This is a genomic window from Streptomyces bobili (genome assembly GCF_002154575.1).
In the GTDB taxonomy this organism is placed as follows: Bacteria; Actinomycetota; Actinomycetes; order Streptomycetales; family Streptomycetaceae; genus Streptomyces; species Streptomyces bobili.
Genome location: NZ_MUBA01000414.1, coordinates 1 through 16243, shown reverse-complemented (window position 1 = coordinate 16243; position 16243 = coordinate 1). Strand labels below are relative to the sequence as shown.

Genomic DNA, 16243 nt, shown 5'->3' with positions numbered 1-16243 from the left:
CACCGGCCCCCGGACGCCCCGGGCGGGGCGTCCGGGGGCCGGTGGCTCCGGGGCGGCACTCTCGGCCTCCGGGTGGGAGCGGGTCGACATGGACCCCAGCTTGTCAGGAACGGCTGTGCTCCAGGATCGCGGCGGCCAGGGGGGCGTGCACCGCGGGCGGCAGGGCGTGTCCCATGCCGGGGATCTCCACGAGGCGGGCGCCTCGGATCACCTGGGCGAGGTGCTGCGGGTGCGGCGGGGGGAAGACCGGCTCGGCCGGCGCCGAGATCACCAGGGTGGGCACCTCGTTGCGGGCGAGCCCGCGGGTGCGGTCCATGCCGGAGACGTCGGCCCGGCCGTGGGCGGTGTTGGTGCGGTGATGCCCGGTGTGCTCGATGATCCCGCGCTCGAAGGCACGGGTGTACGCGGCGTCGAAGGGAAGGACGTCACCGCTCAGCAGCCGCCAGTGCTCGACCCTGCGGTCGAGTTCGGCCTCCAGCTCCAGGTCGGGTGGCACGGGCCTGGCCCACAGCTCCAGCACTCGTGGGTCGATCCCGGGCAGCTCCTCGACGGGCACCGCCACCCCGTCCGGCCGCACGTACGGCGTGGAGCTGAGCGCCTGGGTGCCCAGCAGGGTCGCGGTGCGCAGCCGGTCCGGGTGGTCGGCGAGCAGGAGCTGGGCGAGCATCCCGCCCAGGGAGAGGCCGACGACATGGGCCCGGTCGGCACCGCAGGCGTCGAGGATCGTCACGGCGTCGGCCGCGAGCTGGGTGATCGGGTACGGGTGCTCGTCGAACGCCCAGGTGGAGCGGCCGGTGTCGCGGTGGTCGTAGCGGATGACGCGGTGGTGGGCGGCGAGGAGGTCGACGAACGGATCGGGCCAGCCGACCCCACTGGCCTGGGCGCCCATGATCAGCAGAAGCGGGGGTGCATCGGCGGGACCGCGCTCCTCCACCCAGAGGCGGATGCCGGGGGCGGCGTCGACGTGGCGGTGCATGGGGGCCTCCTGCGGGGCGGATGGCGTGCGCGGCTCGGAGCGGCCGAGAAGCAAAGGTGAGACGAGACGTATCGTATCGCTACTCCACCAAAAAGAAGACCCCGGAGCGTGCACCGGGGTCCGCAGTCAGTGGCCTGCGTATGGGTCTGCGTAGGAGAAGGAGGTCGGCCACCCCGGAACAGGGGGGGTGGTTCCGGAGTGGCCGTCCGGATCGGAATGTCGCCGCCCCGGGGGGTTTGGGGCGGGCGACCGTCCGATCGGTGAGGAGATCCGAAGCCGAGGGCTCCGATTGTGTGCGCGAGGCACGACCAGGACGAAGCTGGGGAGGCCCCGGCCCGGGTTTCACCCACAGTCCCCTGTGAGCGGGGTGTATCTCTCATCTGGGAAGAACCTACGTCAGTGACTCACGGGACGACAGACGGATCTCCCTCCCCCCATCCACCCCGCACACCTTCTTCACACGCTCTGCCCGGCCCGGAATTCCGTGGCTCCCGGACCGGACGCACAGGTCCCGCTCAGACGCGGGCGAGAGCCTGCTCGATGATGTCGAGACCCTCGCCCAGCAGGTCGTCGCCGATGACCAGCGGCGGCAGGAAGCGCAGCACGTTGCCGTACGTGCCACAGGTCAGGATCAGCAGGCCCTCCTGGTGGCAGGCCTTGGCGAGCGCGGCGGTCGCCTCGGGGTTCGGCTCCTTGGTCGCACGGTCCTTGACCAGCTCGATGGCGATCATCGCGCCACGGCCGCGCACGTCACCGATGATGTCGAACTTGTCCTGCATGGCGGTCAGCCGGGCCTTCATCGTGGCCTCGATCGCCTTCGCCTTCGCGTTGAGGTCCAGCTCCTTCATCGTCTCGATGGAGCCGAGCGCGCCGGCGCAGGCGACCGGGTTGCCGCCGTAGGTGCCGCCCAGGCCGCCCGCGTGCGCGGCGTCCATGATCTCGGCGCGGCCGGTGACGGCGGCCAGCGGCAGGCCGCCCGCGATGCCCTTGGCGGTGGTGATCAGGTCCGGGACGATGCCCTCGTCCTCGCAGGCGAACCACTGGCCGGTGCGGCAGAAGCCGGACTGGATCTCGTCCGCGACGAAGACGATGCCGTTGTCGGCGGCGAACTTGCTGATCGCGGGCAGGAAGCCCTTCGCCGGCTCGATGAAGCCGCCCTCGCCGAGCACCGGCTCGATGATGATCGCGGCCACGTTGTCGGCGCCGACCTGCTTGGAGATCTGGTCGATGGCCTGCGCGGCGGCCTCCGGGCCGGCGTTCTCGGCCCCGGTCGGCCAGCGGTAGCCGTAGGCCACCGGCACCCGGTAGACCTCGGGCGCGAACGGGCCGAAGCCGTTCTTGTACGGCATGTTCTTGGACGTCAGAGCCATCGTCAGGTTCGTCCGGCCGTGGTAGCCGTGGTCGAAGACGACGACCGCCTGGCGCTTGGTGTAGGCGCGGGCGATCTTGACGGCGTTCTCGACGGCCTCGGCACCGCTGTTGAACAGCGCGGACTTCTTGGCGTGGTCGCCGGGGGTCAGCTCGGCGAGGGCCTCGGCGACCTCCACGTAACCCTCGTAGGGGGTGACCATGAAACAGGTGTGGGTGAAGTCGGCGAGCTGCGCGGCGGCCCGGCGTACGACGGCCTCGGCGGAGGCGCCGACGCTGGTCACCGCGATGCCGGAGCCGAAGTCGATCAGCCGGTTGCCGTCGACGTCCTCGATGATGCCGCCGCCCGCGCGCGCGGTGAACACCGGCAGCACGGAACCCACGCCCTGCGCGACCGCGGCCACGCGGCGGGCCTGAAGCTCCTGCGACTTCGGGCCGGGGATGGCGGTGACGACGCGGCGCTCCTGCGGAATGGCGGTCATGGGGGCTCCCTGATGATCTTGCGTACCGGGGGTACCGGCGTACCGGGCGTACATACCGGGGTGCGTTTTACGGACGCACAGGTTCTTTTCTCGCAGGCTAGGGCGGGGAACGGGGTGCGGGCATGCTCCATGTGGGCGTTGTCGGCGCCGCCGGTTGTCCGTCGTGGACATAGCCGCTCGGGGGGTCCGCCACCGGGACCCGGCCGCGTAAGCGGTGAACTCCCCTTGCGGGGGCGTTAGATTGACTCGGCGATGGTGGACGGAGCGGCTGGTCAGGGGGCAAGGGCGATGGACAGCGACGGGACGCAGGACGCGCGGGGTACGCATGCGAATCCTGTGCCGCGCCCGGCGGTGCCGCCGGAGCGCCCGGCGACGACACCTCCCGGGGTGCCGGCGCCGCCCGCGATGCCGCCCCGGCCGGGCGACGCACCGCCGCTGCCGGCCGGCAAGCCGTCCGTGCCGCATGCCGGCGGACCGGGCGCCCCCGCCTCCTCCGCGGTGGCCGCCTGGCTGAACGAACCCCGTGCCGCTGCCGCCAAGCCGGGCATCTGGCGGTTCGGGTACCGGCTGCCGAAGGCCGCGCGGACGACCGAGCGGCTCGCGCCCGTCACCGTCCTCGGCCTGTTCATCCCGTTCGTGGTGGCGCTGGTGCTGTGGTCGCTGTGGCGCCGGGGCGGCCTGCCGTACCAGTTCGCGCCACTGCGGCTGTTCACGCCGGACGACTGGTGGTGGGGCGGCACGATCGCCTCCCCGAAGAACATGGAGGGCGCCGAGGCCCGCGTGGTCTACGACGGCGTCTTCTTCGCCCTCCTCGTACTCGCCATGGGCCGGCTGGGCGCCTGGCCCGACGCCGTACGCCACTTCGTCGGCCGCCGGCCGCAGCCCGCGCGGGCGCTGCTCGGGCTGCTGGGCGCCCTGGTCGCGCTGAGCTTCGTGTTCCCGACCGCCTTCCCGGGGGTGGGCTGGGACGCCCTGCCCGTCGTCGACCCGCTGTTCTCCCTCGTCGCCCTGATCGCCGGCGGCTACGAACTCTTCGCCGACCGGCTGTTCACCAACTCGCTGTACACCGTGATCACCCTGCTCGTGGTGTGGCCGTTCGCGCTGGTCGGCGGCTGGTGGCCGTACCTGAAGGAGCGGCTCGCCGCCCGGCGCGCGGCAGCGGAGCCCGGTACGCCGACCCCCGTGGAACGGCCGCGCGCCGAGTGGCCCGAGCTGCGCGACGCCGGTCAGCACGAGGCCGCCGACGTGCTGACCGCCGACGTCACCGCCGGGCGGATGAACGACGTGGACTGCGCGCGCGTCGCGCACGCGTGGGCGGCCGGCCGGCCCGACTTCCGGGAGACCGTGCTGCGTCAGGCCGGGGCCGCCTGGACCCACCCCTCCGGCTCCCGCGACCTGCCCCGGCGCACGGGGCGCCACGACCTGCTCGCCCACCAGGTCCGGATCGGACGGTGGGTGGCCGGCGAACGTGCCCCCGCCGCCTACCACGACGCGGGCGCCGCGCTCGGCCCGGACGTGCTGGGCACCTCGCTGCTCGCGGTCGGGCCCTCCGGCTCGGGCAAGACGCGCACGCTGGTGGAGCCGGTCGCCGAGGCGCTGGCCCTCCAGGCGCTCACCGGGGCGTGCGCGCTCGTCGCGGTGTCCTCCGCCGGGAGCCCGCTCGGCTCCGACTCCGCCTTCGACGTGATCGTCCGGATCGGCGACCCCTCGTCGGTGCACGACCTCGATCCGTACGCCGAGTGCGACGACCCCGACGAGGCCGCCGCCGTCCTCGCCGAGGCGCTGGTGGGCGACCTCGACACGGTGAACGCGCAGAGCGCGGCCACCGCCCTCGCCCAGCTCCTCGGCCCCTACCGGGCCGTGCACGGCCGCTTCCCGCCGCTGCCGGTCCTGCGCGAGCTGCTGGAGGGCGAGCCGACGGCGCTGTCCGCGCTGCGCGAGGAGGTGGCCGGCGACGAGGTCATGCGCCGTGAGCTGGACGCGCGCGTGCGGCAGGCCGGTGCGCCCGGCGATCCGGGCCGCGCCCTCGCCGACCGCCTGGCGCTGCTGAACCGGCCGGCCTTCGCCGACTTCTTCGGCGGAAACGGCGGAAACGGCGGAATCGGCGGAAACAGCGGGCGGCCGGACAGCGGCGCGGCGCACCGGGCGTTCTCCCTTCGTTCCGTCGCCCACCACCCGCTGCGGGTGCGGGTCGACCTGCCCGAGCGCGGCCACGAGGAGGCGGGCCGGCTGATCACCCGGCTCGTCCTCGCCCAGTTCCACACGGTCGTACGGGACGCGGGGCGCACCCACTTCGCCGCCCTGGTCCTGGACGACGCGACGGGCGCGGTCACCGCCGGGTCGGTGCGCCGCATCCAGCGGCTGCGCTCGCAGAACGCGGGCGTGCTGCTGTCGCTGCGCACGGTCGCCGACGTCCCGGAGTCCCTGCACGGTGCGCTGTACGGGGCCGTCGGCTGCCGGATGGCGTTCTCCGGGATCACCACCTGGGACGGCAGCCGGTTCGCGCAGACCTGGGGCACCGAGTGGGTGGAGACGACGGAGGTCGCCAAGCACACCGTCTTCGCCGACCAGCCGATGACCCGCGCCCTGCACGCCCTGCGCAAGCTGGTCACCGGCAGGGCCGTCACCACGGACGCGGTGACGGTGCGCGAGGTGGAGCGGGAGCGGTGGTCGGCGTCCCAGCTGGCGCACGAGGTGCCGCCGGGGCACGCGGTGCTGTCCCTGACCACCGTCAGGGGTGAGCATGCGCCACCGCTGCTGGTGGATCTGCGCGGCTGAAGCGGGACGCGGGCGACCCCTACGGTGAGGCAGAATCGGCACAGGCCCTTCATACGAAGCGGCTAAAAGATCATCCCACTGATCGCCCGTGCGTCTCCCTCCGCCCTGCGCCTCAGACCCGCCTCAGACCTGAAGGTCCCATGCCCCCCACGCTCGCCTCGCTCGTCCACCACTCCGCGCTGAAGCTGGCCGTGCGGGCGGGCGGGGACCGCCTGGACGTGCCGGTGCGCTGGGCGCACGTCAGCGAACTCGCCGACCCCGTGCCGTACATGGAGGGCGGGGAGCTGCTGCTGATCACCGCGCTGAAGCTGGACGCGGAGGACCCCGAGGCGATGCGGCGCTATGTGCGGCGGCTGGCCGGGGCCGGGGTGGTGGGGCTCGGCTTCGCCGTCGGCGTCAACTACGAGGAGATCCCGAAGGCCCTCGTGGACGCTGCCGAGGAGGAGGGCCTGCCCCTGCTGGAGGTGCCCCGCCGTACGCCGTTCCTCGCCATCAGCAAGGAGGTGTCGGCGGCGATCGCGGCCGACCAGTACCGGGCGGTGACGGCCGGTTTCGCGGCGCAGCGCGAGCTGACCAGGCAGGCGCTGACCGAAGGCCCGGAGGGCCTGCTCACCGCGCTCGCCTCCCAGGTCCACGGCTGGGCCGCGCTCTACGACGCCTCGGGTGCCGTCGTCGCCGCCGCGCCGGAGTGGGCGGGGCGGCGGGCGGCGCGGCTCACCGCCGACGTGGAGCGGCTGCGGGAGCGTCCGGTGCCGGCCTCGGCGGTGGTCGGCGGGCCCGAGCACTCCGACCACGACGACCGCGTCGAACTGCACTCCCTGGGCACCGGCCGCCGCCCGCGGGCCGCCCTCGCGGTCGGCACCGCGTCGGCCCTGGGCACGGTGGAGCGTTACGCCGTCCACTCGGCGATCGCCCTGCTGACCCTGACCACGGAACGCTCCCGCTCCCTCCAGGCGGCGGAGCAGCGCATCGGCGTGGCGGTGCTGCGCATGCTGCTGGCGGGCGAACCGGACCACGCGCGCGCCGTCGCCGGCGAGCTGTACGGCGGCCTGCTGGACGCCCCGTTCCGGGTGCTGGTGGCCGAGCCGGCGTCCGCGCGGGGCCACGCCGACGCGTCCCCGCACGCGCGCGTCCCCGGCACCGCCGACCAGGCCGAGGACCCCGTGGGCGCACTCGCCGAGGTCATGGAGTCGGCGGCGGCCCGGTCCGGGGAGACGGTACTGGTGGTGCCCGAGGGCGAGCGGCTGGTGGCGCTGGCCGCCGACGAGGGCGCGGCGGCCACGGCCGTCGCCGCGTACGCGGCGGCGCTGGAGGACGCGCGCGCGTCCGGGGCCGAGGACGAGGAGGACGAACTGATCGTCGGCCTGTCGGGACCGGCCGGTCCGATCGCCGCGGCGGCGGCGTACAAGCAGGCCGAGCAGGCGCTGTCGGTGGCACGGCGCCGGGGCCGGGTCCTCGTGGAGCACGAGCAGCTCGCGGCGGGCTCGGTGCTGCCGCTCCTCGCGGACGACGCGGTGAAGGCCTTCGCGGACGGTCTGCTGCGAGCCCTGCACGAGCACGACGCGACGGGCCGGGGCGATCTCGTGGCCTCCCTGCGCGCCTGGCTCTCCCGGCACGGCCAGTGGGACGCGGCGGCGGCCGACCTCGGCGTGCACCGGCACACCCTGCGCTATCGCATGCGCCGGGTCGAGGAGATCCTGGGCCGCTCCCTGGACGACCCGGACGTACGGATGGAGCTGTGGCTGGCGCTGAAGGCGACGGCACCGGACTGACGTGCACCTCGGGCTGATGCCCGAGGGCGCCGGACCCGGGTGCCGGACGCGGCTGCCTTGGGCCCGCTGTGGACCAGACCGTCGTCGACCTCGCCAAAGCGGCGTGTGCCTCCGGCCCACCACTACGACTCGGACAAGCGCCCCTCCGCCGCCGCACCCCTACCGTGGAGCGGGAAAAGCCAGTCAGCACACCCACTACGCGGAAGGGCCGGGACTCCTATGCCCCAGGAAAAGAATGTGGGGGCCACCCACGCCTTCTGGCTCGCCGGCCGCCAGGTCACCGGCGAGGACAGCTTCGACGTCACCTCGCCGTGGGACGGCCGTCTCGTCGGCCGAGTCGGCGTGCCGAGCGACGCGCAGGTCGAGGAGGCCGTGGCCGCCGCGTACGCCGTGCGGGACGAGTTCGCCGCCACCCCGGCGCACGTCCGTGCCGCCGCCCTCGACCACGTCAGCAAGCGGCTCGTCGAGCGCACCGAGGAGATCGCCCAGCTGATCTCCGCCGAGAACGGCAAGCCGGTCAAGTGGGCGCGGGGCGAGGTCGGCCGGGCGGTGTCCGTGTTCCGGTTCGCCGCGGAGGAGGCCCGCCGGTTCAACGGCGGCGAGGCCCAGCGGCTCGACACCGACGCGGGCGGTCAGGGCCGGCTCGCCCTGACCCGGCGCTTCCCGAAGGGCGTCGTGCTCGGCATCGCGCCGTTCAACTTCCCGCTGAACCTGTGCGCCCACAAGGTCGCCCCGGCGATCGCGGCCGGCGCGCCGATCATCCTGAAGCCGGCCCCGGCCACCCCGCTCTCCGGGCTGGTCATCGGCGAACTGCTCGCCGAGACCGAGCTGCCCGCCGGCTCGTGGAGCATCCTGCCGGTCTCCAACGACCGCATGCCCGCCCTCGTCCAGGACGAGCGGCTGCCGGTGATCTCCTTCACCGGCTCCGAGAAGGTCGGCTACGCGATCATGGACTCGGTGCCGCGCAAGCACTGCACCCTGGAGCTGGGCGGCAACGGCGCGGCCGTGGTCCTCGGCGACTTCGCGAGCGACGCGGACCTCGACTGGGCCGCGACCCGCATCGCCACGTTCTCCAACTACCAGGGCGGTCAGTCCTGCATCTCGGTGCAGCGGGTCATCGCCGACGCCTCCGTGTACGACCGGCTGCTGCCGCGCATCGTCGCGGCCGTCGAGGCCCAGGTCACCGGTGACCCGTCCGACGACCGGACCGAGGTGGGCCCGCTGGTCAGCGAGGACGCGGCGCTGCGTGTCGAGTCGTGGGTCGACGAGGCGGTCTCCGCGGGTGCCACGCTCCTCGCCGGAGGCAAGCGTGACGGTGCCTCCTACGCGCCGACCGTCCTCACCGACGTACCGGCGAGTGCCACCATTTCCCGCGAGGAGGTCTTCGGACCGGTCCTCACCGTGCGCAAGGTGGACGGCGAGGCCGAGGCCTTCGCCGCCGTCAACGACTCCAAGTACGGCCTCCAGGCAGGCGTGTTCACCCATGACCTCCAGACCGCCTTCCGTGCCCACCGGGCGCTGGAGGTCGGCGGCGTGATCATCGGCGACGTGCCCTCCTACCGCGCCGACCAGATGCCGTACGGCGGGGCGAAGCAGTCGGGTGTGGGCCGCGAGGGCGTGAAGTTCGCGATGGACGACTACACCTACGAGCGCGTGCTGGTCCTCACCGGTCTCGCCCTCTGAACCCGAACCCGAGAGCCGCCCCGAGACGCTCTAGCTAATGGGAACCGTTTTCAGATAAGCTCGCCCATGACGCGAGCTCGTCGTCCCGGAAGGGGTCCGGCACCGATGCCTTCCGGTGCCGGGCCCCTTCTTCGCGTCGGCCGCTTTCCGGACCCTCAGCCGGAGAAGCCGACGAGCGCGAGCCGCAGCGGGCCGCGCAGCCTGAGACGCAGATCGTGCACGCCCTCGGCGCCGAAGGGGGCGTCGAGCGTGGTGTAGGCGTACGGGCCCGCCGTGGGGGTGCCGAGGGTCAGCGTCGCGAGCGGCGGGCCGTCGGCCAGGGAGACCTCCACGGTGCCCCCGCCCGCCACCTCCACGCTCACACCCGTGACGCCGGCGCCGAAGTCGCAGGCGCGGTAGAGGAGTTCGGCCGTGCCGTCCGCCGCGGGCGTCACCGCGTCACCCGACACCTTCGTGCGGTCCACGATCTCCGTGCCGCTCTGCTCGTCGAAGGCGACGGCGGCCAGCCCGTCGCGCGCAACGGGACGCGGGGCGGCCCGCTCGCCGTCCAGGGTCACCGTCGTGCGCAGCCGGACGTCCTCGCTGGACGCGCCCACCAGCAGGTCGTACGGCCCCGGCTCGCGGCGCCAGTCGCCCCGTGCCACGTCCCAGAACGCGAAGGCGGACAGCGGGACTTCGAAGGACAGGGCCGTCCGGGCGCCGGGCGCCAGCGTGACCCGGTGGTGGGCCAGCAGCTCGCGCCGGGGTCGGGTGACCGACGGTTCCACCGCCCGCGAGTAGAGCTGGGCGACCTCGTCGGCGGTCACCTCCCCGGTGTTGGTCACGGTGAAGGAGACCCCCACCGAGGCCTCGCCGACCCGCACCGCCAGATCGGCGTACGCGAACGAGGAGTACGACAGGCCGTGCCCGAACGGGAACAGGGGAGTGCCCTCGAAGTACAGATACGTCTGGCGGGCGCCGATCACGTCGTAGTCCAGCAGGTCGGGCAGGTCCGCGTCGTCGGCGTACCAGGTCTGCGGGAGCCGGCCCGCCGGGGAGACGTCACCGGCCAGGATCCGGGCCAGGGCGGTGCCCCCGGCCTGCCCGCCGTGCGCCGTCCACAGCACCGCGGACAACCGGCCCGCCTCGACCGCGTACGGGTACGCCGACACCAGCGCCAGCACCGTGCGCGGATTCGCGGCACGGGCGGCCTCCAGCAGCCGCTCCTGCTGTCCGGGCAGCCGCAGGGTCGTACGGTCCTCGGTCTCGCGGCCGTTGATGTGCGGATCGTTGCCCGCCAGGACCACGACCACGTCCGCCGCGGCAGCCGCCCGCGTCACCGCCTCCTCGCCGCGCTCGGTGACGACGAGGTGGAACACCTCGGGCTCCGTCGCGGAGTCCTCGGCGGCAACCTTCACGCCGTCGGCGGCGACACGGACGTGGCGGCCCGTGCCGAGATGACGCAGGAGGTGACCGTCGCCGTGGGGTTCGAGCCGGAACGTCTCCTGCACGACCCAGCCGCCCGGCTGGTCCGCCGAGGCGCGCAGGAACCCGTCCTCGGCGACCGAGAGGTAGCGGCCGTCGGGGGCGCGCAGGGTCAGCACCTCCCCGCCCCAGTCGACGAGCGCGAACTCGGTGCCGACGGGGTCCGTGGTGAGCGGCGGGAGGTCGGTGCGGCCCGCGAGCAGCGCCGGGTCCAGGGCGCCCTCGGCACCGCGCACCTCGTCGGTGGCCTCGGGAGCGGGCGGGACGCTGAGAAACGTTCCGGCGGCGGTCCTGAGGAGGACCCGGTCCACGCCCTCCGCGAACTCCACGCGCTCCGCGCCGAACCGCTCGTACAGCGCCTCAAGCGGAGTGGAGCGGTGGATCAGGGTGCCGCTGTACCAGTCGAGCTTGCACTCGTCGGCGAGCAGGCCGACCACCGCGATCCGGGCGTCCGCGGCCAGCGGCAGCACCCCGTCGTTGCGCAGCAGCACCACCGCCTGCTCGGCGGCCTCCCGCGCGAGCGCCCGGTGGGCCGGGGTGTCGAACTCGCCGGTGCCCGCGTACGGGTCGTAGTGCGGGTCGAACTCGCCCAGCCGGAACCGCACCGACAGCTGCCGGCGGACCGCCACGTCGATGTCGGCCTCGGCCAGCAGCCCCCGCTCGTACGCCCCCGTGACGCGCGCGACGATCTCCGAGCCGTCCGTGCCGTGGTCGGTGAAGCTGTCCACGCCGGCGGTCAGGGAGGCCGCCGTCGCCTCCTCGTGGGTGTCGAAGTAGTGCTCGGAGTCGACCAGGTTGGAGGGCGCGCCCGCGTCCGAGCAGACCAGCAGGTCCTCCTCGGTCCAGGTCCGCAACTGCTCGCGCAGATACGGGGAGACGTGGTTGGGACGCCCGTTGACCAGGTTGTACGCCGGCATCACGCCGGCCACCGCGCCCGCCTCGACGCATCCGCGGAAGGCGCGCAGGTCGTACTCGTGCAGCACGCGCGGGCGGACCGAGGACGAGGTGACGTCGCGGCCCGTCTCGTTGTTGTGGGCCAGCCAGTGCTTGAGGACCGGGGCCGTACGCCAGTAGGTCGGGTGTTCGCCGCGCAGACCGTGCGTGTAGGCGGTGGCGATGGCGGAGGTCAGCCGAGGGTCCTCCGAGTAGCCCTCCTCGTTACGGCCCCACAGCGGGTGGCGCAGCAGGTTGACCGTGGGCGACCACACGTTGAGGCCGATCCGCTCGTCGCGGGCGCGCATCGCCCGGACCTCCTTGGACACCGCCTCGCCGACCCGCCGCACCAGCTCCGGGTTCCAGGTCGCGCCCAGCCCCACCGCCTGCGGGAACACCGTCGCCGGGCCCATCCAGGCCACTCCGTGCAGCGCCTCCTGGCCGGTGCGGAACGGTTCGACGCCGAGCCGTTCCACGGCGGGCGCGAACTGGTGCAGGAAGGAGATCTTCTCCTGGAGGGTCAGGCGCGACAGCAGGTCGTCGATGCGCTTCGCGAACGGCAGGTGCGGATCGCGGAACGGCGGGGCGGGCGGCGTGGATGCGGTCACGTGGGGTTCCCTTTGCGATGGAGCGGGGAGACGCTTTCGAAGCGCTTCGATGCTCATTCGACCCCGGGGTGGGTGTCAAGAGACCCCACGGCACCAACTGGGACTCTTGGGCGACATTTCAAGTCGGACATGAGCGCCGACCAACCCGGACACCTCCGAGGAATCTTGGGAGCGACCCTTGTGCACCCCCATGCCTTCACTTAACCTCACAGCAACATCGAAGCGCTTCGACGATTCTTCGACAGTGTGGAGCCGCCGCCGCCAGGCAGGCAGACCTCCGACGATCAGGGACCGCAGACGCTTCGGCTCAGCCAGTTCCACTCGAGACACCGCAGCCGACGGCCCACCGCCGGGTGTCCTGGTGCGCCATGAAGGGTTGACGCAATGACGCCGAACGCCGCTTCCGCTTCCTCCGGGCCCAGCCGGAGAAGCTTCCTCGCCTCCACGGCGGTCGCCACCGCAGCGGTGGCCGGAGGGATGCCGTTGCTCGCCGCCTGCGGCGGTTCGGAGAGTGGCTCGCGCGACGGCACGACCTCGGGCAAGGACGCCAAGAAGATCCTGCCGGCCTTCGTCGCCAACAACGTGGTGACGCCCGACATCCCGTCCAAGAACGGCTCCGCCGTCGGCTTCTACAACAAGCTCGACCCGGCGGGCCTGAAGACGTCGGTACCGAAGAAGCTCGGCAAGGGCGGCGAGGTCACCGTCATGTCGCCGTTCTGGGGATCGCCGCCGAAGGGCGACAACGCCTACTACACGGCGATGAACGACCTCACCGGCGTCGACGTCGTCTGGCAGAACCAGGACGGCAACACCTACGACCAGAAGCTCGGCGCCGTGCTCGCCTCCAGCTCCATACCCGACGTCGTGGTCGTCCCCGGCTGGAACATGGGCGGCAAGATACCCAGCGCCATCCTCAGCAAGTTCGCCGACCTCGGCCCGTACCTCTCCGGGGACGCGGTCAAGGAGTACCCGAACCTCGCGGCGATCCCGACCGACGCCTGGCAGCGGTCGATCTTCGGCGGCAAGCTGCGCGCCCTGCCGATGCCGTCCTCCTATGTGGCGAACATCGTGCCCTTCTACCGCAAGGACCTCTTCGACAAGGAGGGCTACGCGGTCCCGAAGACCACCGACGAGTTCGTGGCGCTGGCCAAGGAGATCACCAACGCCAAGGCCAAGGTGTGGGCCTGCGGCGACATGAAGTGGACGGCGTTCAACAGCTTCGGTGTGCCGTCCGGCGGCGAGAAGCCCCTCGGCTGGATCGTCCAGGACGGCAAGCTCGTCAACCGCATCGAGCTGGACGCCTACCTCGAAGCGCTGGAATGGTCGCGCAAGCTGTTCGAAGCCGGGTACGTGCACCCCGACTTCAAGCTGGGCAAGAGCCAGGCCGTCGACCCGAGCACCAAGTTCGCGGCAGGCGAGTTCCTCATCTACAACAACGACATCTCCAGCTGGTGGGGGCAGCAGGCCTCGCAGGCCGCCCAGAACCCCGAGTTCCAGATCTGGGGCATGGACATCTTGAGCCACGGCGGCGCCGACCCGGTCATCTACGCCACCCAGCCCGCCAACATCTTCGCCTTCGTCAACAAGAAGGCCTCCGAGGCCGTTATCCGTGACGTGCTGGCCGTCGCCAACGCCACCGCCGCCCCGTACGGCACCAAGGAGTACATGCTCACCAACTACGGGGTGGAGGGCACGCACTACACGGTCAAGGACGGGGTGCCCACCAAGAACGACAAGGGCAACCAGGAGGTCGCCAACGCGTTCCTGATGATCGCGAGCCCGGCGGCGACCATCGCCCACCCCGACCTTCCCGACGTCACCAAGGGCGCGGTCGAGTGGCAGCAGCGGATGGGCGCCTTCACCAAGAAGTCGGCCTTCTACGGCATGCAGATCACCGAGCCCAGCCGCTGGACCAACCTGTCCAACGACTTCGAGCAGCTGGAGGACGACATCGTCCGCGGCCGCAAGAAGATCGGCGACATGCAGGCGGCCGTCTCGGACTGGAAGAAGAAGGGCGGCGACCAGCTCCGCGACTGGTACCAGAAGCTGCTCGACGAGAACGGCACGGCGGCGGGCTGACCGGCGGCGAGGCGAGGAGAACGGCCGTGTCCCACAGCACGGTGCCTCGGAGCAGGCCCGAGGCCGAGAAGACGGACAAGACTCCGGCGGAGTCCGGCGCAGCCACCGGTTCCGGGGGGAGACGGCCCTCGGGCAGGCTGAGCCTGCGGGCCAGGTTCCGGCGCGACCGCGTCCTGCTGCTGATGACGCTGCCCGCGGTCGTCCTGATCCTGGTCTTCAACTACCTGCCGATCCTCGGCAACGTGGTCGCCTTCCAGGACTACGACCCCTACATCAGCGACAACGGGGTCGTCTCCATCCTGCACAGCCCCTGGGTGGGCCTGGAGAACTTCCAGCGCCTCTTCGAGGACTCGGCGTTCTGGGAGGCGGTCCAGAACACACTGGTGCTGTTCTTCCTCCAGCTCGTGCTGTACTTCCCGATCCCGATCGCTCTCGCGCTGCTCATCAACAGTGTGGTCAGACCCCGGGTGCGGGCGGTGTCGCAGGCGATCCTCTACCTGCCGCACTTCTTCTCCTGGGTGCTGGTCATCGCCGTGTTCCAGCAGCTCTTCGGCGGCGCGGGCATCCTCTCGCAGCTGCTGCGGCAGCACGGGTACGACGGCATCGACATCATGACCGACCCGGAGACCTTCAAGTACCTCATCACCGCGCAGAGCGTCTGGAAGGACGCCGGCTGGGGCATCATCGTCTTCCTCGCCGCCCTCGCCTCGGTGAACCCGGACCTGTACGAGGCCGCCGCGATGGACGGCGCCAACCGGTGGCGCCGCATGTGGCACGTCACCCTCCCCGCCCTGCGGCCGGTCATCGCCCTGCTGCTGGTGCTCCGCGTCGGCGACGCCCTCACCGTCGGGTTCGAACAGATCCTGCTGCAACGCGACGCGGTGGGACCAGGGGCCTCGGAGGTCCTCGACACCTTCGTGTGGTGGAACGGCGTCCGCAACCAGGACTTCGGCTACGCGGCCGCCGCCGGCCTGATCAAGGGCGTGATCAGCCTCGGCCTCGTACTCATCGCGAACAAGGTGGCCCATCTCATGGGCGAGCAGGGGGTGTACAAGAAGTGAGCACCGTGACCGACCGGCCCGTGGCCGACAACAGCGTGCGCACACCGGGCCGTTGGGCCGCCCCGCCGCGGCCCGTGTGGGAGGAGGAGCCCAGCAGGGCGGGTCTCGCCGGCAAGGGCATCGCCCTCGGCTTCGCCTGCCTCGCGATCGTCTTCCCGCTGTGGATCGTCCTCGTCACCAGTCTCTCCTCACGGAAGACCATCGACCAGGCCGGCGGCCTGGTGATGATCCCCAAGGAGATCGACTTCATCGCCTACCGGGAACTCCTCAGCGGCGGCCAGGTCACCCGGGCGGCGGTCATCAGCGTCCTGATCACCGTCGTCGGTACGGCGTTCTCCATGACGGTGTCCGTGCTGTGCGCCTACGGCCTGTCCCGCTCGGAATCACTCGCCCACCGCTGGATCCTGATGACCCTGCTCGCGACGATGTTCTTCAGCGCGGGCCTCATCCCGACCTACCTGCTGGTGCAGTCCCTCGGCCTGACCGACACCTACCTCGCGCTGATCCTCCCGAGCGCGCTCAGCGTCTTCAACATCCTCGTCCTGCGCGGCTTCTTCATGGGGATCTCGCAGGAACTCATCGACAGCGCGCGGATCGACGGGGCGGGAGACTTCCGCATCCTCTGGCAGATCGTGATGCCGCTGTCGCGTGCGGTGCTGGCGGTGATCACGTTGTTCTACGCCGTCGGGTACTGGAGCGCCTGGTTCAACGCCTCGCTGTACCTCAACGACCAGGACATGATGCCGCTCCAGAACGTCATGATCCAGCTCGTGCAGAAGCAGGAGGCGCCGGTCGGGATGGGCCAGGCCATCAAGACGGGCCAACTGTCCGCGCTGGCCGTGCAGATGGCGGTCATGGTGATGGCTCTGCTGCCGGTGGCCGTGCTCTCCCCGTTCGTCCAGAAACACTTCAAGAAGGGGATGCTGACGGGGGCAGTAAAGGGCTGACGCCCACAGGCGCCGGGAGTGCGGCTGGTACGTCCACGCGTCCCCCACCCCACCCCCCAGCCCGCGGGCACGCGTGCCGCCTGGGGCGGCAC

General features: G+C 72.0%; 9 protein-coding genes and 1 pseudogene. 6 read left to right on the top strand and 4 right to left on the bottom strand.

The genetic code is table 11. The features are described 5' to 3' along the window. Positions 1–103 precede the first annotated feature (103 nt). The 3 genes and pseudogenes from BZL64_RS28415 to gabT form a co-directional block, all read right to left on the bottom strand. On the bottom strand, positions 104–976 hold the full coding sequence (locus BZL64_RS28415) for an alpha/beta fold hydrolase (RefSeq protein ID WP_086772029.1): 873 nt from the start codon (positions 974–976) through the stop codon (positions 104–106). Between the two features lie 165 nt (positions 977–1141). Further along, positions 1142–1356: pseudogene (locus tag BZL64_RS42235) on the bottom strand (phosphatase PAP2 family protein); the annotation flags it as partial. Between the two features lie 135 nt (positions 1357–1491). Then, positions 1492–2826 (bottom strand): 4-aminobutyrate--2-oxoglutarate transaminase, encoded by a 1335-nt coding sequence (gene gabT / locus BZL64_RS28405; RefSeq protein ID WP_086772028.1) that lies wholly within the window; start codon positions 2824–2826, stop codon positions 1492–1494. A gap of 288 nt (positions 2827–3114) precedes the next feature. On the opposite strand from gabT, the gene BZL64_RS28400 reads away from it, so the two are divergent. The 3 genes from BZL64_RS28400 to BZL64_RS28390 all read left to right on the top strand — a co-directional run bounded on the left by BZL64_RS28400 (position 3115) and on the right by BZL64_RS28390 (position 9059). Continuing rightward, positions 3115–5604: an ATP/GTP-binding protein gene (locus BZL64_RS28400; RefSeq protein ID WP_086772027.1), complete on the top strand. Its 2490-nt coding sequence runs from the start codon at positions 3115–3117 to the stop codon at positions 5602–5604. A gap of 140 nt (positions 5605–5744) precedes the next feature. Then, positions 5745–7376, top strand: coding sequence for a PucR family transcriptional regulator (locus tag BZL64_RS28395; protein ID WP_086772026.1), 1632 nt, complete (start codon positions 5745–5747; stop codon positions 7374–7376). 237 nt (positions 7377–7613) lie between these two features. Further along, positions 7614–9059, top strand: coding sequence for an aldehyde dehydrogenase family protein (locus tag BZL64_RS28390; protein ID WP_086772025.1), 1446 nt, complete (start codon positions 7614–7616; stop codon positions 9057–9059). A gap of 155 nt (positions 9060–9214) precedes the next feature. On the opposite strand, the gene BZL64_RS28385 is transcribed toward BZL64_RS28390, so the two are convergent. Then, positions 9215–12064, bottom strand: a complete 2850-nt coding sequence (locus BZL64_RS28385) for a glycoside hydrolase family 3 C-terminal domain-containing protein (protein WP_086772024.1) — start codon at positions 12062–12064, stop codon at positions 9215–9217. Between the two features lie 384 nt (positions 12065–12448). Here BZL64_RS28385 and BZL64_RS28380 point away from each other — a divergent pair, with 384 nt between their 5' ends. Genes BZL64_RS28380 through BZL64_RS28370 form a run of 3 tightly spaced genes read left to right on the top strand, consistent with a single transcriptional unit; the run spans position 12449 to position 16151 of the window. Then, positions 12449–14143: an extracellular solute-binding protein gene (locus tag BZL64_RS28380; protein WP_086772023.1), complete on the top strand. Its 1695-nt coding sequence runs from the start codon at positions 12449–12451 to the stop codon at positions 14141–14143. A gap of 26 nt (positions 14144–14169) precedes the next feature. Then, complete coding sequence (locus BZL64_RS28375; protein ID WP_086772022.1) at positions 14170–15204, top strand: ABC transporter permease; 1035 nt, start codon at positions 14170–14172, stop codon at positions 15202–15204. Beyond that, complete coding sequence (locus BZL64_RS28370) at positions 15201–16151, top strand: carbohydrate ABC transporter permease (protein ID WP_190047153.1); 951 nt, start codon at positions 15201–15203, stop codon at positions 16149–16151. Before BZL64_RS28375 ends, BZL64_RS28370 begins: the two co-directional genes overlap by 4 nt. The last annotated feature ends 92 nt before the right edge of the window (positions 16152–16243 follow it).

Excerpts from the sequence above, each read along its gene's own strand:
- BZL64_RS28415 (WP_086772029.1), bottom strand. The coding sequence starts at position 976 with ATGCACCGCCACGTCGACGCCGCCCCCGGCATCCGCCTCTGGGTGGAG.
- gabT (WP_086772028.1), bottom strand. The coding sequence starts at position 2,826 with ATGACCGCCATTCCGCAGGAGCGCCGCGTCGTCACCGCCATCCCCGGC.
- BZL64_RS28400 (WP_086772027.1), top strand. The coding sequence starts at position 3,115 with ATGGACAGCGACGGGACGCAGGACGCGCGGGGTACGCATGCGAATCCT.
- BZL64_RS28395 (WP_086772026.1), top strand. The coding sequence starts at position 5,745 with ATGCCCCCCACGCTCGCCTCGCTCGTCCACCACTCCGCGCTGAAGCTG.
- BZL64_RS28380 (WP_086772023.1), top strand. The coding sequence starts at position 12,449 with ATGACGCCGAACGCCGCTTCCGCTTCCTCCGGGCCCAGCCGGAGAAGC.